This window comes from Clostridia bacterium (assembly GCA_035561135.1).
GTDB lineage: Bacteria > Acidobacteriota > Terriglobia > Terriglobales > Acidobacteriaceae > DATMYA01.
Window position 1 is genome coordinate 547595 of the sequence record DATMYA010000008.1, and the last position, 19313, is coordinate 566907.

20 protein-coding genes are annotated in these 19313 nt (G+C 59.8%); 3 read left to right on the top strand and 17 right to left on the bottom strand.

Annotated features, from left to right (window positions below; all coding sequences use genetic code 11):
* The first annotated feature begins 64 nt into the window (after window positions 1–64).
* A complete protein-coding gene (locus VN622_02495; GenBank protein HWR34723.1) occupies window positions 65–373 on the top strand; it encodes a hypothetical protein in 309 nt (102 codons plus the stop codon).
* A 395-nt stretch (window positions 374–768) separates the two neighbouring features.
* On the opposite strand, the gene VN622_02500 is transcribed toward VN622_02495, so the two are convergent.
* The 16 genes from VN622_02500 to VN622_02575 all read right to left on the bottom strand — a co-directional run bounded on the left by VN622_02500 (window position 769) and on the right by VN622_02575 (window position 16946).
* Entirely contained in the window at window positions 769–1734 is a 966-nt protein-coding gene (locus VN622_02500; protein HWR34724.1) for a hypothetical protein, read from the bottom strand.
* Window positions 1731–2216: a hypothetical protein gene (locus VN622_02505; protein ID HWR34725.1), complete on the bottom strand. Its 486-nt coding sequence runs from the start codon at window positions 2214–2216 to the stop codon at window positions 1731–1733. The genes VN622_02500 and VN622_02505 overlap by 4 nt, the downstream gene beginning before the upstream one ends.
* A gap of 4 nt (window positions 2217–2220) precedes the next feature.
* Window positions 2221–2640 (bottom strand): hypothetical protein, encoded by a 420-nt coding sequence (locus VN622_02510; protein HWR34726.1) that lies wholly within the window; start codon window positions 2638–2640, stop codon window positions 2221–2223.
* 2 nt (window positions 2641–2642) lie between these two features.
* Window positions 2643–3236 carry a hypothetical protein gene (locus VN622_02515; GenBank protein ID HWR34727.1) on the bottom strand — a complete coding sequence of 198 codons (594 nt, stop codon included), beginning with the start codon at window positions 3234–3236 and terminating at the stop codon, window positions 2643–2645.
* A 184-nt stretch (window positions 3237–3420) separates the two neighbouring features.
* A complete protein-coding gene (locus VN622_02520) occupies window positions 3421–4389 on the bottom strand; it encodes a hypothetical protein (protein HWR34728.1) in 969 nt (322 codons plus the stop codon).
* 197 nt (window positions 4390–4586) lie between these two features.
* Window positions 4587–5024: a hypothetical protein gene (locus tag VN622_02525; protein ID HWR34729.1), complete on the bottom strand. Its 438-nt coding sequence runs from the start codon at window positions 5022–5024 to the stop codon at window positions 4587–4589.
* Window positions 5025–5206: 182 nt separating this feature from the next.
* On the bottom strand, window positions 5207–5812 hold the full coding sequence (locus tag VN622_02530; GenBank protein ID HWR34730.1) for a hypothetical protein: 606 nt from the start codon (window positions 5810–5812) through the stop codon (window positions 5207–5209).
* A gap of 183 nt (window positions 5813–5995) precedes the next feature.
* Window positions 5996–7246: a phage portal protein gene (locus tag VN622_02535; protein HWR34731.1), complete on the bottom strand. Its 1251-nt coding sequence runs from the start codon at window positions 7244–7246 to the stop codon at window positions 5996–5998.
* Between the two features lie 423 nt (window positions 7247–7669).
* On the bottom strand, window positions 7670–8482 hold the full coding sequence (locus VN622_02540; GenBank protein HWR34732.1) for a DUF3037 domain-containing protein: 813 nt from the start codon (window positions 8480–8482) through the stop codon (window positions 7670–7672).
* Between the two features lie 290 nt (window positions 8483–8772).
* On the bottom strand, window positions 8773–9546 hold the full coding sequence (locus VN622_02545; GenBank protein ID HWR34733.1) for a HipA family kinase: 774 nt from the start codon (window positions 9544–9546) through the stop codon (window positions 8773–8775).
* Window positions 9547–9852: 306 nt separating this feature from the next.
* A complete protein-coding gene (locus VN622_02550) occupies window positions 9853–11376 on the bottom strand; it encodes a terminase (GenBank protein ID HWR34734.1) in 1524 nt (507 codons plus the stop codon).
* A gap of 84 nt (window positions 11377–11460) precedes the next feature.
* The gene (locus VN622_02555; GenBank protein ID HWR34735.1) at window positions 11461–14106 is read right to left on the bottom strand and encodes a hypothetical protein; all 2646 of its coding nucleotides are present in this window, start codon (window positions 14104–14106) and stop codon (window positions 11461–11463) included.
* Window positions 14107–14245: 139 nt separating this feature from the next.
* Entirely contained in the window at window positions 14246–14689 is a 444-nt protein-coding gene (locus VN622_02560; protein ID HWR34736.1) for a dual specificity protein phosphatase, read from the bottom strand.
* A 56-nt stretch (window positions 14690–14745) separates the two neighbouring features.
* Window positions 14746–15135, bottom strand: coding sequence for a hypothetical protein (locus VN622_02565; GenBank protein HWR34737.1), 390 nt, complete (start codon window positions 15133–15135; stop codon window positions 14746–14748).
* 381 nt (window positions 15136–15516) lie between these two features.
* A complete protein-coding gene (locus VN622_02570) occupies window positions 15517–16092 on the bottom strand; it encodes a sigma factor-like helix-turn-helix DNA-binding protein (GenBank protein ID HWR34738.1) in 576 nt (191 codons plus the stop codon).
* 635 nt (window positions 16093–16727) lie between these two features.
* Window positions 16728–16946, bottom strand: coding sequence for a hypothetical protein (locus tag VN622_02575; protein HWR34739.1), 219 nt, complete (start codon window positions 16944–16946; stop codon window positions 16728–16730).
* Window positions 16947–17094: 148 nt separating this feature from the next.
* Here VN622_02575 and VN622_02580 point away from each other — a divergent pair, with 148 nt between their 5' ends.
* Together VN622_02580 and VN622_02585 are read left to right on the top strand one after the other, a co-directional pair.
* The gene (locus VN622_02580; GenBank protein HWR34740.1) at window positions 17095–17811 is read left to right on the top strand and encodes a hypothetical protein; all 717 of its coding nucleotides are present in this window, start codon (window positions 17095–17097) and stop codon (window positions 17809–17811) included.
* 472 nt (window positions 17812–18283) lie between these two features.
* Window positions 18284–18496 carry a hypothetical protein gene (locus VN622_02585; protein ID HWR34741.1) on the top strand — a complete coding sequence of 71 codons (213 nt, stop codon included), beginning with the start codon at window positions 18284–18286 and terminating at the stop codon, window positions 18494–18496.
* Window positions 18497–18578: 82 nt separating this feature from the next.
* On the opposite strand, the gene VN622_02590 is transcribed toward VN622_02585, so the two are convergent.
* Window positions 18579–19160: a hypothetical protein gene (locus VN622_02590; protein ID HWR34742.1), complete on the bottom strand. Its 582-nt coding sequence runs from the start codon at window positions 19158–19160 to the stop codon at window positions 18579–18581.
* Window positions 19161–19313 lie beyond the last annotated feature (153 nt).

Below are 19313 nucleotides of genomic sequence, written 5' to 3' on the forward strand. Positions count from 1 at the left end.
CAGCCGTGCTTCCTGCATCCAATGGAGCTAGGCGCCTGCCGAATATGGCAAGCACCGCCACGACATGAGCCGATCAGAGACCGAGTCCATTGTTGAGTTGCAGCACCGAGTCCGCATACGTCTCGCGGAACTCGGCTTCCCTCCGGGACGCGCCGCCAGTAACATCGAGCGCCATCTTGCTGAAATCGCCGTGCTCGCCCGTGCCTTCACCGAAGACACGCTGCCCCTCTTCCTTTCACTCTCCACCGATCATGACGAGTCCCTGTCGCGCCTCGCTGTGTCCATCAAGTGCGATCTAGAAGAGCTCCGCGACGCCCTCACCGACGTCGAACCCGACCTCATCGAACTTATGCAATTCTTGAATCGCGAATAGTTCCGCCAGGAGTAGCTGCAACAACTCGCCTGCGGAATAGCAAGGCGTCATCCCGAGCGAGGCGAAGAACCTGCTTCGTCCGTGCCAGAAATGAAGCAGATAGTTCGGCCGTGTCAAAGCACCAGGGCCGCTATGCACACGCCCTTCAAGGCGCCTGCCCACGCTTTCAATAAGAGTTCCCAGCAATCTTGGTGGCCTCCCTGCTGAGACGAGCTGCCTCAATGCGGCTTTTGGCTGCTGCAAAGCATGATTCTTTGAAGGGGCACGCCTTCAGGCGTGCCGTTCACGCACTGAATGAACGCCGGCGTTAGCGGCCGATGGCAATGTCTTCAAGAGTAGGACTTTTTCAGCAGCTTGTTTAGCCGCTGGGGTAATGCTCATTGACCCGCCGAGCTCTAGTACACAGGTGCGTTCACCGCCGGAAAATAACTCCGGAAGCAGACAACTTGCTCACCGTCATTGCGGTCCTCGTAAGGCATGGCCATGAACGAAGCGCGCAACGCCATCGCCTCCAGCGGACGCGCAATCTCCACAGCCGCTTCCGACGCCGGCGCACCGCTTTGCAGCCGCGGATAATAGAAGCAAACACGCCCGCCAGATTCTTCCGGCAACACAAGTAACGCCGACCACTCCTGGAAGAACGAGCCTCCCTCGCGATCCACGAACGCCATCACTTTTTGCACCGCCGCGCCGCTCGGCGGCACGCCTCCCAGCAGAGGCTGGTCGAGCACGAGCACATCGCCGGTCTTTCCCGCCACCCGTCCCACGTTGAACGTCACGCGGCGAATGTAATCCGGATGCTGCAACACATCCATCGGATCGCGCACATAAGCTGCCGCGATTCCGGCACCCACGTATCCCGTCTGCTGCTGGTAATCGAGATCGACCGCCACCAGATCGCCCGCTTCGAATTGCCCCGCGTTCGCTCCCAGCTTCAGCTCCGTCGACGTCGATCCCGCCAGCAGCGGCACCGCTGCAACTGGTGCGCCGCCCGATGCACCTTCTTCGCCGCCGGTCTCCGCCGCCAGTACGTTCATGTGCTGCGAACCCGCCGCGAGCGCCATCTGCAATTTTCCCCACTCCCGAAATTCAACTTCCACGCGGGCTTCCAGCCCTGTCCTGTACTGCACCCCGCTCGCGCCCTTACTCCCCGCGCACGCCGATTCTGTTTTGGTCGTGGAAGTACGCTTCAGGTTCTGCGCCCATCCCAAGTCCAGCCACGGTGCCGGTGGCGCATCCAGATCGAACGCCCCGTGCTTCGCCGGATCGAACAGCGCCGGAATTCCACCCGGACGCTGCACCGGCGCAAAGTACGCGCGAACCTCGCGTGTCACAGGTACCATTAACTTCCTCGTGCTCATCGCCCCTCCACCTCGGCAAAGTAGAAGACCGTCAGCGCGGCCTGTCTCCACAGTGTCTGGCCGCGAACTTCAAGCGCGCCAAGCCTCGGCGCACTCCAGAAAATGTGCGTACCCAGCTCAGTACTCGCCAATTGCGTAAAGTCGCACTTCGCCCCCGATGCCGGTTGGCAAATCCTCAGTAGTTCGCAATCTAAAGCTGCCAGCGCGCGACCGCGTCCCAGACTGCCAGCCTCTGCCGTGCCCGCTGTGCTGTACTCAACCGTGCACTCCAGCGCCCCTGGTCCCTTCTCTCCTGCGCCACTCAGTGCGCCCCACCGCACATAGAAGACGTCCGACATCCCCGTGGAGAGTGCAGGCGCTTCGTTCTCCACCACCACGATCGCCGGTCGCACTTCGCCATCGACCTCACACGTACGCGCCGGGTTCAATGCCGACAACCGATTTCGCAACGCCATGTAGAAGCTGTCTTTCGCAAATTGCATCGCGTCACTCCGTCACTTTCACGTGGTAGAGATACTCCATTCCAGCAAAGAACTCGGCCGACACCTGCTCAACCCGCAGCACTCTGTCGCCAATCACCACGCCATCCGCCATCGCGAACAGTTCCTGCGCGGTCGCCGCCCCGCGCGCTTTCATCTCACCTTCGAGTGCGCCCGCGGCGAACAGCACTTCCACCTTGGACCTGCCGTCTTCCGCATCCTGGCCACGTACCACTGCCGGTCCCAGTTGCACGTCCTCCACCTGCCTCAGAGAAAGCCCCAGTTGTCGCGCATCGCCGCCAGCAACCGCCAGCAACGCGAACCGCACCGTAACCTCGCGTCCACCAAGCGCGCGCAACATCGCCTCCGCCGCTCGCGACGCCATCCTTCCTTGCCACGCTGCATGTGTCACCACCAGGTCAACCATCGCTAACCGACCCTCTGCGCAACGTATGGCGCCAGCATCGCGCGCACGCCCGAATCCAGCAACGTGTCGGAGAAATACTCAAGGTGCATGCGGTCCAACGAGCTCGCTCTCACGTTCAGCGCCGGCGTAGCCTGCGCATTGCGGACCACCTGCGCGCACGCGCACTTCACCGCTTCGGGCAGCACCTCGAACCCGGCCATGTACATCACCTCAACTTCGTTGAACGCGAGCCCAAGCGGATTCATCCCGAACGTCACCTCGCCCGTTTCCGGCGCGACGTCGAGTGAGTTCACGTCCACGTCTATCCAGCTTCCCGGCAGTGAAAATGCCCGAGCAACTTCTCCGGTCAGCACGTCGCCGCCGCGCACCGCGCCATACCGCGCCCGCGCCGAAACGATCTGTGCCACTGGCAAAAAACTCAGCCGCACCACATTCCTGCCCGCAATCAATCGCACCCGCTCCACGTTGGACGCAATACCCAACGTGCTGCGCCGGCAGTGCGCATCCATCAGCGCGGACGCCGCCGCCACCCACGAAGCGGGCGTCACAGCCTCCAACCCATACTTCTCGTACTCAGAGGCATTCAAATAATCCATCGCTCCCCCACCACCCGATCTCCGTATAACCCGCAGTCGCCATGGATCCGTCATCTCAGCACGCAAACCCCGTCATCCTGAGCGAAGCCCGGCACCGCCGGGCGCAGTCGAAGGACTCTGCGGTTACGATCTGTACCGCACCACAAAAAACAGTGCGGGCCGGCATGCGTCGGCCCGCCACTGCTTACCGATTTACGTCCACTTTGTAATGCGCGTAGCTGGCGCCCTTCACAACCAGTCCGCCGAACTTCGCCACGACCATCTGTGCGGCGAGCGACCCGCTCATGCCCAACTGGAACACGCGCGGATTCGCATCCGTGAGCCAGTGGTATTCGATCAGGTCTTCGCTGACGATGTACGCAGGCAAAACAGCCGTTCCGCTGCCCGGAGTACCCGTGTAACTCAGCGACCATTCCGGGATCAGCGGCAGATCGCCAGCCTGCGTGGAAAGCGTCTTGACTCGCAGTCCTCCGGCAACTTCCGTTGTCGAAAGCACCACGTTGAATTGCGCCTTCATTTCGCGATCGATCAGGTCCAGCAGAACCGGATTCGCATAGATTGCAGTCGGACGAACCTCGTAGCTCGAGCTCGCAACCATCTCCGCGATCGTCTGCTTCAGTCCGTCGACAATCCCCTCAGTCGTGCCGATGGTCGCGACGTTGCCACCCGCGGCGATCTGTCCGGCAGCACCGTAGTACTGCTGTGTCGTCGGAGCCGCCAGTGAAGTGTCGTTGCCGTTCCAAAGTGCGACGTCGTGCGTGCGCATCAGGCCGTCCACGGCATCGGCCAGGTCCTTCGCTTGCAGGAACGCAAACTGGCTCTGCTGGGCGCCCACTTCCATGTCAAACAGGTTGTAGTTGATCTGCGACACCAGCGCCTTCAGCGGGACTGAGCGTTCCACGCGTGCCGGAGCGCTCACCGTCGCCACAATGTTTCGCGGATCGACAAACGCATCTGCAGCCGCGGGCGATGCGATCGCCGTCTGCTCGAAAAACCGCGACGGATGGCCCGTAGCAGGAATCTGCTTGATGCGCTGTCCAAAGACGCCACGGCGCCGAACGATGTCCGTAATCTCCGTCTGGTACCGCGTAACTTCAATCGACCCCGGCCCCATGAAATCAGCCGCGGCATGCAAATCTACAAATCGAGTCATTATTTTCCTTTCAAAGCTTTTATGAATCTTGTTCCAGAGCGCAGTCGGCCACCGCGCATCACAAACTCGTGAGCGCCACCCACCGATCGCCCCCACAAACCCGTCAATCCTGAGCGCAGCCCGGCAAGCCGGGCGTAGTGGAAGCCCTGCATTTATGCTCTGTACCGCACCACGGGCGCAGTCGAAGGCTACAAGCCCTAGCCGATCATCCCGGCGCGCGCCATCTCCGCCTTTACGGCAATCCGCTGCTCCACGCTGAGCGCCGCCAGGGCCTTGTCCAGCACAGCTTCTTCCAGTTGCAGACCTTCCACGCCGCTCTTGGCCAGCAGCACGGAAACCGTTGGCGCCAGTGTTTTTCGCATCGCACGCTGGGCCTGCGCTTGCAACTCCGTATTCTCCTTCTCAAGACGCGCGACTTTCTCTCGCATGTCGGACGACGCCTCCACGCCCTGGCGTGGCGCGATCGCCTCATCAATCGTGGCGATAATGCGATCCACCTTGGCGTTCAGCGACTCATACTGAGCGTCGATTTTCGTCAGCACCTTCTCCAGTGCCTCGCTCGCGCTCGCCAGTCGGTCAGCGCTCGCTGCAAGATCCGTTCTCGCGTCTTTCCCGTCCACCTTCACCTCGTCCATGCTTGCTCCCAATAGAAAAGGCCGGCTCCTCGCCGGCCTAAATTATTTTCCTGTTGCCATGCCCTGCATATCGCCAACAAAGACCATCGCGGGCCAATTCGTTCCGCTTCGTCCGATGTCCAACATCCGCCGTCTTGCGTCCAATGTCTGCCGTCTGAGGTCTGCGGTCTGAGGTCTGCCGTCTACGATGTCTGGCGTCCGCCGTCTGCCGTCAACGCGATCCACGTCCGCCCGTAAGCGGCCTTGTCCCGGCGCAACACCGCCGCCCCCGTAAACGTGCACTCCGTGATCAGCCACACCGGCGCATTCGTATCCGCCACTCGCGCGTCCGCAATCTCGTATGACATCCCTAACCGCGACTGACCGCTCGCCCGTATCTCCCCGACAATCTCCGGGAAGTCCCGCGCAAACAGGTAGCCGCTCACTAGCAGCTTTTGACCAGGCGTGCGCTCCGCCGCGGCACGCAGCGCCGGAGACTCGCCTCTCCTCGCCGGTGCGGCCCTCGTCTTACTCTCCCGCTCGATCACGGCCGAGGTGATGATGCCCACCTTGCGGCGCGCATCGTGACGGTCCAGTTCTGGCGCGTAATCCAGCGCCATTCCCAGCAGCGAAGGCAGCGCCCGCTCCGCAGCCTTGCCCGTCAGCACCACGCGATGCCCTCTCGCCCCGCTTGGCGCCTTGTCCGACGCCGCATCCACCAGCGTCAGCACTCCACGAAACGCCCGCCGGTTCGGATGCCCGTCCACCTCCGGCATCTCGATCGCCATCGACTCCAATTCAATGTTCATCTATCCCTCTGTCCCGGCCCTTTCGCACATCAGCGCACGACTCCCCGTGTAAAGCGCCACCGAGCGACTTCATTGGTGAGCGCAGCATGAGTGACTTTATTGTCTTGGTGAGCAAAGCGTGCGCAGCACGCGAAGTCGAACCATCCCTACCGAACCACAACACTCCGCCCCGCGAATTCGAGTTCACGACGCCTGCGACTTCTCCGAGAACGGCGCCAGTCCTCGCATCCGTCGCACCTCATCCACTGTCAGCACTCCGCTGCGCAGCAGGATCTCGTGGATCTCCGCCTGCTCGCGCTCGTTTTGCGCGTCCACATCGGTGAATACGAATTCGAGGTCGTGCCACCCTAGCGTCTTCGCGATGGCATCCCTCGTCAGGTGCTCCGCCAGCAATTTCGCTGTCGGCACGATTGCCGTCCGAAATGCCTGGTCTCCCAGTTCGCCTGCCGTCGAGCGATTCACGTCCGACTGCAATCCCAGGAACAGCGGCGGCAGATCGAATGCGTCGGCAATCACCCTCAGCAGAAACTCCTGCCATTGCAGCCGCAGGTCGGCGTCGGTGCCACCGCCGAAGCGCAACACCTCCGGCCTGGATTCCGCCGACAGGATCGGCACCTTGCCCGTGCCCTCTATCTCGTCCTGCCACCACCGAATCAGCCGTTCGTGCTGCGTTGGATTCAGGTTCTGCAACCACAGTGCATACTGCACCACCGAATTGCTCGCCAGGCGCGACGCGTAACGATGCGCGCCCAGGAACGCCGCAATCGTTTCGAACGCCACCTCCAACCGCCCCAGTCCAAACGGCGTATGCGTCCGCGGGTTCAGACGTATGTAAGACAACTCGTCATCGTTCAATACGATCTGTCCATCCGCTCCGAACCTGCCGGTTGCCTGCACATACCGTGGCGTGTCCGGACGTCCGTCCCAATCCGAGCGCATCTTGATCGTCGCTCCATCCACAGGCCACAGCAGCAGCGGACGCCCCGCATCTCCCGTCGCCTGCAACTCGATGGCGCCGAAGCCGCCAACGATTACGTCTTCGAGCACCTGCTCCGCCATGGACCGGAATGAGTCGTCGGGATTCGGTTGCTCGAAGAGATCCGTCAATACCTGCACTCTCTCTTCGCCCGACCGAAGCCCTTCCAGCGACCTCCCCCTCCGCGGCTGTACCCGCCACTGCATTCCGGCAATGCGATCTTTGATCGTGTTGATCGCCTTCCGCGCGACCGGAGTCTCGGCGAAGCGGCGCAGATTGGCCGGAGTCGCCTTCGGCATCGCATCGGCACGCCGCCCATATGAATTCAGAATGGAAGGCAGCGCCGCCGTGTGCCGCTTCTCCCCCGTTGATGTTTTCGTCTCTGCGCCCGCAGCTTCCGCCGGCACACGTCCACCCAGGCGCTTCAAAGCGCCGCGCAACTGTTTCCTAATCTTCATGTTTTCTTTCTTCACCGGACTCTGTGCAGAACACAAACGTGCAAAACCCAATGCCGAAACAGGGATATGCAAAACAAAGAAAGCTCCCATTTGGGAGCTCAGATTATTGACAAACTAGAGCGTCATGGTCGGAACGCCGAAAGCGCAAACTGGATCACTTTGTTTTTCGTGTGTGGAGAAAACACAAGGCGGTTCGACCACCCGCTTCAAAAAACGGCGCTACGTTAACATTTCGACAGATTACGGCAGACTAAATTAGCTGCTGCAAACTCGATTCTTCGAAGGGGCACGCCTTCAGGCGTGCAGTATGCGCACTGAATGAACGCCGGCTTTAGCCGCTGAGGGTCAATGTCTTCAAGAGTAGGATTTTTTCAGCAGCCTGTTTAGCCGCCTGCGCCTCTGAGACAGTTTGCTTGCTGCACGCTAAATCTTCAACTCGCGCCTGGCCCGCTCTGCGATGCGCGGCAGGTCAGCGACGGTCGCAACGCCAATGTCATGCCCGCGCAACGTGGCCAGCGCAAACGCGATCGCATCATCATCGCGATCCAACTCCGGCTCAACGATGGCCGTCAATTCAGCCTTTGCATCCTCCGACTTCGCAATCCCCTCGCGCACTTGCGGAAAGCTGAATGCCAGCACCTTCGCCAGGTTCACATCCGTTTCCAGCGAGACGGCGTGGAACATCCGCACAACGCCGTTCGGCCTGTACGCCGCATCGATCTTTAGCGGGTCGCCTTTGTGCGTGAACTCCGCAACCGGGATCGCCTTCCGCATGAACTGCCACACGCCCTGCCGCTCGAACTCATGGCGCATCCTGCCGAAGATCACCGAGCGACTGCTCTCAGGTCTGGCTCCTCGCCGCGCCCTTTCCAGGTATATCTGCGCCAGCCGCGCAATCTCTTCCTGCGGACTATGCGCCAGCACTGCTTTCGTCGGAGACAGTTGGATCGCATTCGAGAACGAGTCTTCCATTCTTTTCACCAGCCACTCGCGCCCCGCCGCACCTTCCGCCAGCCTCTCGCGGATTTCCGCTTCGAGCGCCTCAAGCATCTCAAGATCGACATCGGGGTCCAGGCACCGAACGCGCTTCCAGTCCTTCGTAAAGCGCACGTCCGCAAACGCTGGCCCGTCGCCACTCGCCTCTACGAGCACCACGCCCACATTTACGAACTCGTTCTTCACCGCGTCCGGCACGTACCGCAGAAGGAAGAACTCGCATTGTCTTAGTTCTGGCATCCGAAATCAGTCGTTAGTTTAGTCTTACTTTTTTCGTGGAACCTTGTTTCGTGGAACGTTGATTCGTGGAACGCTTCCCATCCTCATTCTCAGCTCGAGACTGCCATCCTGCGACTCTCAGCCTCAAGGCTGTCACCTGCGGTTCGACCTCAAGCGCGTCATCCTGCGGGGGTTCGTCTCAAGTCTGTCATCCTGAGCGGAGCGACAAAGTCGCGCAGTCGAAGGATCCCTACGGGTCTCCACCCTCACATCCGCCGTACCACCCTGCCAAGCGCCGCCTGACGACGGCCTCAGTTCACCCGATCCACCCAATTCGGAAACGGCTGTCGCGACGAATCCCTGAATGCCAATATCAGCTCTGCCACTCGACTCCGGCGCTTCAGCAACAGTTCGATCAGGCGCATCATGTCATCCGTCTCGCCGTACCATTCCGGCGGAACTGCCTCCGCACATTCCCAGACTACGCGGTCATCGATCCCTTCAATTCGCCCCAGCCAGGGCTGGAAACTTTCCCACCCCGTCACCTGCCGATAAACATCATTCCGCGCGTAGACGCCCCGCAGCGGAGAATCCGGAAACGTCCACTCACCCGCGTTAAAACAATATCCCTGGTCGATAAATGAAACCGTCCATTTACGCTCGCGCGACTTCTTCCAGAACGCCGCTTGCCTGCCATTGGAGTTGCACGTCCACTTATCGAGCGCCAGCATCCCGGCGAATGTCTCCAGGTTTCGAACCTTGTCCAGCATGTGCTCCGGAAGATAGTCGTAAACCAGCCCTTCCATCGGCGGCACCACAAAACGCGACCCGAATTGCAGCCCTGCTTTGCAGCACGTTGCTCCATGCACCAACTCAACCCGCAGCTCCGGCGTGTGCTCAATCAGCCATTCGCTAACGCTTACCACCTCGGTCGCAGGCACCGGCAACCCGACCTTCTCCGCCAAACGTGTAGCCAGCAACTCATTCGCAAGAACTCGCAGATGCTGCGGATTGTTCTGGAACTTCACCACATAGAAGTTCCCGTCCGAGCAGCGCATCAAGTGACTCTGCGCACCGCCCCTCATCCTTCGCACGTGTTGGACCGCTGTTATTGTCAATCTTTTCTGCTTCGCGACGCCGCGTCATATCCGTTTTCCGCGCACTGCGTCTTCCAGATTGGTCCGCGGCCCAATGCGGGAAGCGCGCCACCATCATCTTACAATGACGGTTTCCATACTGCGCCTCCCGCCACCCACGAGGTCCGCTTGCAACGCCGCCCCAGGCGTAAGCGAGCACCTCGGCACCAAACTCATGTGCCACTCCCTAATCGTCATCCTGAGCGAAGCCCGGCAAGCCGGGCGCAGTCAAAGGCCGCTGCGTTTACGCTCTGCCTACAACACTCCCACTCCCACAGTCTCCGCTTTCGCCACTCTGCCCGCGCACTCCGCCCTTACTGCCAGCGCCACGGCCATTGCCATGACCGTGTCGTCATGCGCACCCGAAGCCGCTGCCGTCGAACCATCTGCGTGCCGCACAAACGTCCTGCACTCTTTCAGCAAGCGAATGCTGCTGAACAACTGCGGAGCCGCCCTCAACACGGCCGCGAAGTTCTCGATCATCCTCGGACGCGTTGCCGCCGACGTCAGCCATCCCGCTTGCCCGCCCGTGCGATAAACGTTTTCGTACGCCTCGCTCGTCGCCAACTGGGCCAGCACTGCGTGCCCGTGATTGTTCCGCTCCACCGCCAACAGCGCGCCGTTGTACTCGCGCGCCAGCTCCGCCGATCTGCGTGCCAGCTCCGTCGGAGTGCAGTGCCCGTGCCACTCCGCGCATTGCAGCCCGGTTGATCGCTCAATCACCTGGGCACACGCGAAGTCGCCATCCGCTCCGCCGCCCGCCGGGTCCACGCCAATCACATACTCGCGTCCCGTCTGCGGAGGCCACCACACCTGCAGGCGGCCGTTTTCCCGATGTTCCACTGCCTCCGGGCGAGACGCCAGCCGCGCCTCGATCATCGCCATGTCGAACACGCACTCGCCGCTCGCACGGAAACACGAGTGTGCATCTTCCGCAAACTCTTCCGCCGCCCGCGTACCGAAGTTCGCCCGCATCTCTCGACGAAAAGCGATCTGCCCGGAATCCAGGCCGTACCGCTTGACCAGGTCGCGTTCTTCTTCCGTAAGCTCTCCCGCGACCACGCCCTCGCGCCGATAGACCGGTTCCCACCACCACGGGAAGAAGTGCCGCACATGCCCCGTCACCTCCGCCCGCTGCCACTCGTCGTAGAAGCATCCGCCCGCGCCGTTCGGCGTTGACTCCAGCACCACTTCGCCATCCGTCGGAACGGCAGCACGCAGTGAAGCCAGCGTTCCCGCCGCATCCCGTGGCCAGCGTGCCACCTCCGAGCAATGCAAGTTGCGAATCGTCAGCCCGCGCCCGGCATTCGGATCCGCCGCCGTCTCCACCCTGTATCCGCTATCCAGCCGCGGAAACACAATCTGCCTCGCATTCTCACGCGAAGTGACCAGCGCTCCTTTTCTCAATCGCTCCGGCAGGTTCTCCAGGAAGCGATGAACAATGCGGAATATCTCTTCCGCCGAGCGCTGGTCGTGTGCCACCTGCACACTCAGCGTGCCGGGACGCGTAATCGTCTGCAGAAAGAACCTTCCCGCCACATACGTCGTCAGCCCAAGCTGCCGCGCCTTCAGCACGATGTTCTTGTGCCCGCAGCGAGATTGGAACTCGCGCTGTGCCCGGTTCAACACGAAGGGCGCCAGTCGCCCCTGCTTGTCCCGGATCTTTAAAAGACCCGGCATCAGCACTTCGCGAATTGTGGCGCCCTTGCATCCTTCCGGCCTGTCATCCAAACGTCGGCCCAGTGCCGTCAACACCTTCAGGTCAACCTCTGCCGACATCCGCTCTCCCCAGCTCTAGCCCCCTAACTCCCCTGAATCCCATGCCACACTCCGAGTTCTCGCTACAGACCGTTCCGCGGCCATCTAGTTTCCGGTAAGAACGCGCATCGGAAGCCAAGTGCCGGGAGTTCCTCCCGCAACGCAGTACCAGCCGATCACGAGATACTTGCCGCCAGCCGTCCCCTGCTCCGTTGCAGCCGTGTTGTAAACCACGTCCCCAACCGCCCAGGTAAACGTCGTCGGGGCAGCCGTACCCTCACGCACTTTCTTCTTACGGAACGTTCCCATCTCCGCCCATTGCGACGTGGAGACCGGATTCGAGCATCCACCGCTCTGCAGACATATCCATCCGGTCGCACCGTACGCTAACGAGCTCGTATTTACGTCGGGGGCGCGGCTCAGAACCCGCGAGTATTGCGGCCATGTACTGCTCGCTGGCAGCGTCGGAACCGAATAGAGGTTGGCGGAATCGGCGTTGAGCGCCGACAGGCTGGTTCCGTTGAACTGCAGCACGTCTGTCTTGTAGGCATTCTCCACGCTCGTTCCGCCCATCGCTTTCATCCCGCCGGAAACAAAAGGCGCACCCGCGTTCGAGAACTGCTCTATGCCATAGCAGTTCGCCGAAACTCCAGCCGCACGCGTGAACCCTGAATCGGCAATCATCAGCGTGCCGCTTCCACTGTTGCTGCTTACGCAGTCGATCATGCCCAGCCGTCCGTACTGGTACCACATATTGCCGATGAAACGATTGCCGTTGCTGCCCGATCCCGAAAGCGTGACGTTGTAATCGCCGCAGTTCGCGCCGCTACACAGGCCAAAGCCGTTGTTCTCCACGACTCCCTGCGAGTTGTCCAGGAAGAGCTGACGGTATGCGTTACCAGATTCCGTGCTCTTGTCCTCGAACCGGTTCCACGCAAAAGTGAAGCGCGACTCGTAGCCGAGTTTCACCGCCCCAACCGTCGTAGCCCCGTGATAGTTGCTCACGAAGTGCTCAAAATCATTCTGCGAATAGACATTCCAGTTCGCGCCGCCCGAGCCCGACGACGCAGACTCGATGGCCCAGTTCCCGCAGATCCCGAATTCGTTGCGCTGAACGTGCGTGTTGATCACCGGTCCCAGCGTGGCGTCCCACTTGATGCACGAGTCAACCGGACCATAGAAAAAGTTATGGTCAACAACATTGAGCCAAGTGCCCGAGGCGCCAATCCCGTTCTGCAAAATACCGAAGTAGTTGTCTTTCGCTTCGTGCAGCTTTCCGCTCGCCCAGTAAATGCCGACCGCAAGATGCGCGTCGTCCACCGAATGGAAGCCGCAGCCCTCCACCGTCATTTGTCCGCCGTAGTTACCCGCCGTGCCGTCGCCGGCCTGCAACATCCTGCCATTCGACGCACCCGTCCACACCAGCCGCGTTGAGTTCATCCCGCCCATGCACCGGATCGAAGTACGCAACGTCGCGGGACTGTAGCTGGTTACCTTTACCGTGCTTCCCAGGATGTAAGTGCCTTGCGGCACGTTGACCGTGCAACCGGCCGTAGAGCAATAGTCTGCCGCTGCCTGGAACGCCGGCGAGTCATCCAGTTGCCATCCCCATACCGCGCCCTTGTTCGAAATCGTCGTGCTCGCCGCATCCGCAACGTCCACCTTGTCGATTCCGACATAGTTCGTAATCGTCGTCACCAGCGCAACGCCGCCGGGCCCCGCGCCTTGAATCTTCACTTGCTTGCCCAAGTCGGACGCCGAGAAGTACCAGCACGTCAGCCTCTTGTTTCCAGCCGCCATGGAGCACGTCTGGTAGAACTGCGCGTCTCCGCGTGCCCCGAAATCTTTAACCGAAAGATATCCGCCCCGGAACGCACCCAGCTCGCGCAGGTCAAGTACGGGCCGCTTATCCGGATTCGTGAACGCATCCCTCCCTGCGTAGCCAGCCGGAATCACCACGCTCCCGGCGGCCCCCGCATCAGTGATCGCCGCGGCAATGTTCGCGAACCGGTCGGCAAAGCGCATGCCGTTCACATCCCCACTTGCCAGGCGGTTTACCTCCAACGCCGTGCCCGCAGGCTGGTTTACCCGCTGAGAAGCTGTCGGATTCAGTTCCACCTTGCCCGCTCCACCACTCGCCGACGCGACGGACGTGTCAACATACTGCTTGTTCGTAACCTGTTGATCCGCAACAGGCACAGGCACCAGCGGCGATACCGAAAAAGTCTTCACGCCGGCAATCGTCTCGTCGCCGTCCTTGTGCATCACCGCCGCATCCGTCGCCTTCCACGCAACCAATGAATCCACGTAATCGCGCCCCACAAACTGTGCTGCCACCGTCGCCGGCACCACCTTGGAACGTATCGCGGAAACCGTGGTCGTCGGCGCATCCGGAACCGTCCAGTACTCCGTGCTCGTCGTGCCGTCGTCCAGTTTCAAAACCACTCTGTAATGCGTTCCCGCCGGATCGGCGCCCGTGTTCGCCGCCAGTGCAAGGCTGATTGCGCCACCCGCGCCGATTTTCACGCTCTTCACGCCGGCCGCCACCGGCTGGCCACCCTTCGTCGTAAACGCCGGCCACGAAATCAACAATGTGCCCTGTGCTGCTGTGCCGTCTGCACGGTAAATCACGTCCACCACGGTCGTCGTACTCGGCCCTTCGGCAACCGCCCGAGGCACGCTCACCGTCACCATCACCATCACCAGGAACCAAAAGAAAAGCCGCCCCTGTGGGCGGCACACGTTCAACATGACCTCACTCTTCCTGTCTCAATTCCGCGGTCTCACTCCATCCCGCTCACCACAACTCCGTCATTCTGAGCGCGGCAACGCCGGACGCAGTCGAAGGACCCTGCCTTTACGATCTCGACCGCACCACCCACCCCGACAACTAATCCGCTGCAGCATACTGCTTCATGAAGTCTTCCACACTTCGAACGTAAACGTCTGCGAAGTCCACCACATACCGCTTCGACTGAATCAAGTGCTTGGCTTCCCGGAGTTCGTGCCCCAGGGCTCGCATCACCGCCAGCGCCATCATTGGCGCGCGATGCACCCCAGCCGCACAATGAATGAATAGCTTCGACTCCGGTTCCTTAAAAGCCTCTAGCGCAAAATCGACTCCGCGCTGGAAAATGTAAGCAGACTTCGGCTGAAAATCATCGTCCACCGGGTTCCACAGCACCTCGACCCCGGTTCCGTTCGCCAGCGGAGTGTCGTCGAACTCGATCTGCATATCGATGATGTGCGTCACCCCGGCGTCGACCACCTCGGCCATCTTGCTCTTCACCCAGATGCCCCCGCCGACCGCAATCCGATCTGTGATCCAAGTCATGTCCATCTGCGCTCAGTATCCATTCCAGCCGCTCTGTTCGGCGGCAGATTCATCGATTAGATGCAATCGGCCCGGCTCTTCTGGCCCGCCACGTCGGCAGTCTCACCCGCCGACACGTCATTATGAACCCCTAGCGATTTCAGCAGGATCGTCAACGAATCTTGCGCCTGCACCTGCTCGCCGTCATCAAACGGAACCTTGTCCACGCCTGCAAACTCGAACAAAAACTTCGCCGTCGTATGACTCCCCTTCTTGGCCTCTTCGATCAGGTCGTGAACAACGCCATCGATCTCCCGGTAAACCCGGTTGCGCGCTTTCCGTATCAACTCCTGCCGATCCACCTTCCTGCCAGTGGATCTGCCCGTCGGCTTGCTCTTCGCGCCAGACTTCCTTCCGTCTATCCCCCGACCCTTCGTGCTTCCTTTGCCCGCTGCCTTTGCCGCCATCCCTCTGCCCGGGAGTTCTACTCCCTACTTTCAGAATATCAATTCGCATACCCAAACTGTGACATCGGAACGAAAACTATATTCCGTTCCGAATCAACCCAGTACGTCGCTTCAAATCCTTATACCCCCTTGACACACCCTCGTTGCCTTTAAAAAATCCGTCATCCTGAGCGAAGCCCGGCAACTGCATCACAATGAGATCAAGCGCAGCACGGCAACGCTCGGGCGCAGTTGAAGGACCCCTTTTGTTCCATTCGCTGAATTCCCGCACATCTTCCAAAACAAAGTCGGGTGCAAGGCCAGCGCCTCGCACCCGCAATCTTTTACCTATATCCAGAATAGCAGTTTGAACGGCCTACCTGTGACATCGATAGACGAACTCTATTTCCTTGCGAATGCGGTACATGAGTGTGCTGCTTGGCTTTTCCCCTCTTGACAGCTGATCCGTCCACTCGGTTTTCTCCTCGTCGCTTGCTCCTCTCGTTCCCTGCCATTCGATGTATGTACCCCAAGCACCGATCGCACCGTTCGTCCGTGGCGGACCGTGTCAAGCGGCAGCAGGAGTTCCGCCTCCAGCAGGATGCGACTCGTCTCGTCCAGCGCAACTGCGTACTGCCGCACGATCTGCCGGCGCGACACGCCCAACATCCTGCTCACTTCCTCATGCGAGTATTCCTGCAACACGACTCTTGCAATAATCGTGCGCGACTGCTCATTCAGTTTTTCCAGGCACCGCTCCACATCGTGCACAAAAATCACGACATCTTCGAACGTGTGCAGCTTGTAAGAACTCACCTTCGCGCGGAAGAACTCGCCGCCCAGAACCGATGGCAACCTGCCTATGTCGATCGACATGCGGAAGTAGCGCCGCAACAACGCAACCGTGTACTCCCGGTACAGGCCAATACTGTCCCAGTCGTCATCTTCATCGGCAACTGCATGGATTTCCAGTCGCAAGCTGGTTCTGCACTCTCCGAAAACCCGTTCTCGTTTTTCTGCGCGCATCATGCCCGCCCCACTTCCTCGGGCATTGCCCCGAAAGCCAGAGTTTCCAGCCACGCACAATCGTTGGCCCCTGGGGCCGCCGATGCTAGCGTCAAAGCCAGCATCCCGCTATTATCCCTGCGTTCCCGTTGCTTTCGCCGTTCAGGCATCTGAGCTTCCACCCGGGCACAAGGCCCGCAGAAACTCTCGTCCAATCCAGAACGGCGCACCCACAGCCCGCCACACCGTTCGCAGTACTTCAATTCAAGCCGAATTAGAACCTGGTCACCGATAAAGTTCATTCCCTCTTGTCCCATTGGCCCACGCAACAAAGAGCCCTGCATCCATGCGAATCCCACACGCGGTGACATCTCGGAACGTTTTCTGGCCCATCAGAGCCAGAATGGAAGACCGTTCTGAAATCGGACTCAGTCGAGAACTAAGCCGGATTCACATCTGGACGCAGGGCTCGTTTTTGTTACGATGACCTGCTTTACTTATTTATTTAATTGGTTTTACCCGACGTACAACCCAGTCCAGGATGTTACTAACTGTAGGAACATCCGTCGCCTCTCGTTACTGAAGCGGCGAGTCCAAGAGCTGGGAACTTAAACCAGCCGATCGTCCCAACGACGGCTAAAATACCCTTCCTCGTAACCGGATTTCAAAACGCGGCCGTTCTGAACGATAACGCTGACACGGCCCGTAAACTTGAGCGCCACGAGGAGACGTTCAATGGACGACGAGATGATTTCTCCGTCCCGGACCTTTCTGCGGAATTCCAGAAACACCGCTTCGTCTGGAGTATTAGTGCTCGATAATTTCATGAAGAGTCCCCTTGGCCCTTTGGTGGTGGGAAGGCGCAACAATACTTCGTTTCAATATTCCGGGTCAAGAATTCTATTTCTATAAGAATTAATTGTTTATGAATATTATTGCTGAAAGCTATTTATTACACGAAAAACATAAACCTCTATGACCTTCAAAACTTTGCAAGACGCTTTGCGCCAACTACTCGCTGACCGCATCGAGCAGGGCGAGTTCACCGGAATCGTCCTCGCTTCCCGCGCTGGCTTCAAACAGGCGCATATCTCCAACTTCCTCAATCACAAACGCGGCCTCAGCCTGGAAGGAATGGACCGCATCCTCCACGTCCTCAAGCTGTCTGTCCTGGACCTCGTCAATCCGGCGGAGATCAACAAGCGAGCCAGCATCCCGCCTCCACCCGAGCGCGAGTACGAGAATGTGGTGCTCGTCCCTGGCATGCTCGCCGCCTCCGCCCCCTTGATCCAGCAGGAGAGTGTCGCAGACACCCTGAAGTTCAAGCGCAGCTTCCTGCGACGACTACGCCCGGATATGGCCAGCCGTCGCGATGACTGGTTGCGTTTCGTGCTCATCAAGGTCGATGCCGAACAGGCCATGGCTATGTATCCGCGCATGATGCCGAACGCCACGCTCCTGCTCGACCGACACTACAATTCGCTCAAGCCATACCGGCGCAATGACCGGACCATGTATGCCGTCCGTAAGGACCGCGAGTGCGTCATCCGCTACGTCGAACTTCAGGGACGCCAGCTTTCCCTGCGTCCGCAGAATGACGAGTATCCGCTCGACTTCATCCCGATCGCCGCAGGCAAGACCTTCGCCGACTACATCATCGGCCGCGTCTGCCACGTCGGCATCGAGACGTAGTCACGGCCCAGCATTTCAAGTGCTCTGGCAATAACAGAAGTATTCGCTTCTTGAAAGGGCTTCTGGTAATCCAGTCCCTGCACGGGAAGGGCTGCCCTGGATGAGTTGATGTCCTGGCAGGCCTTCACAAGCTGCCGAAACACTGGCTTCGCAGCCTGCTGAGACTCGATTTTCGAAGGGTGCATTCAGGCGCGAGCCATCGCTCTAAAAGAACGCGGCTCAGAAAGCTGTTGAGAAACCAGATTCTTTGAAGGGGGCGCGCCTTCAGGCGTGCCGTAAGTCGCACTGAATGAGAAGCGGCTTTTAGCCGCTGAGGGCCGGGATCGCTGCTATCAAATCTGCCGCCGGCACGACTCGCGCACGGCACTCTTTTTGGATATCATCTCGAAAGCTCGGATCGAGTGAAGCTCGGTCACTCACATCGGCGGCCGCATCGGTTTCTCATACCATCACTTCAGGAGGCAAGGCTTCAATGGATCCGCTCTCTGGCATCAATCTCGCGCCCCGTCGCGACGAGGACATTGCGCTCGACATGATGAAGTTCATCGCAAGCACCACGGGATATGGCAAGGCTGCTTCTTCCGGCGCAGGATTCCAGAGTGGGACTGCGAAGGGAGCGGAGGAGTATGCCACGCACCTTTTGGAGTTATTCGGCCGTTGCCTGTCTGCCGTGCGGAAGAAGTAACTCGATTCAATCCTGCGATAGCAAAGACGAAAGCCGCGGAATATCTTCCGCGGCTTTCGTCTTTTCTGTGCTACTCCGTCCCTTAGCGCCGGCTGCCCGAACGAGTATTGCCCCGCATTTTTTTCTTGGCGGCCTTTTTTGCGCCGCCCTTGCGGGCTGCTGTCTTGCTTGCGGCGCTCTTGCCCGCAGCTTTCCGGGCTGACGTCTTCTTTGCAGGACTCTTCCTCGCAGGCGTCTTCTTCCCAGAAGTTTTCTTCGCTGCGTTCTTGGCGCCACCACGCGCTGCTCCGACCTTCTTTGCGGCTTTTTTCGCGCCACCGCGAGGCGCAGCTTTCTTCGCCGCCTTCTTTGCGCCACCGCGCACTGCGGCTTTCTTCGCCGCTTTCTTTGCTGCCTTCTTCGCCGGCTTGCGACCTGCGCGCTTCCGCGGAGCTTTCTCCTGTTCCTCTTCCGGGATCACCTCAGCTTCGGCAGCCTCCGGCTCTTCACCTGCGGATTCGTTGTTTCGAATGGCGGAAGTAGGTGGCATCTCGCCGGCTTCTTCCTCTTCTTCTTCTTCTTCCTCGTACTCGTCTTCCATGTTGTCGTCGTAGGAGCTCGTCGGGTCTCCGTAATCGTCCATCTCGTCGTCACGTCCGTACAGGGTCTTGTCGTAAAACGTCATGCTTCCTCCTGATGTCTCTTACAAGGACTCCGCTTTGCGGAGTACAACAGCGATGGATAACAACACGACTGCTCAGCCTGATGCTGATCCCAATAGGCGCGGGATTATAGCACGCGCCAGCCAACATACTACCCCACCCGCTCGGATGCAAAT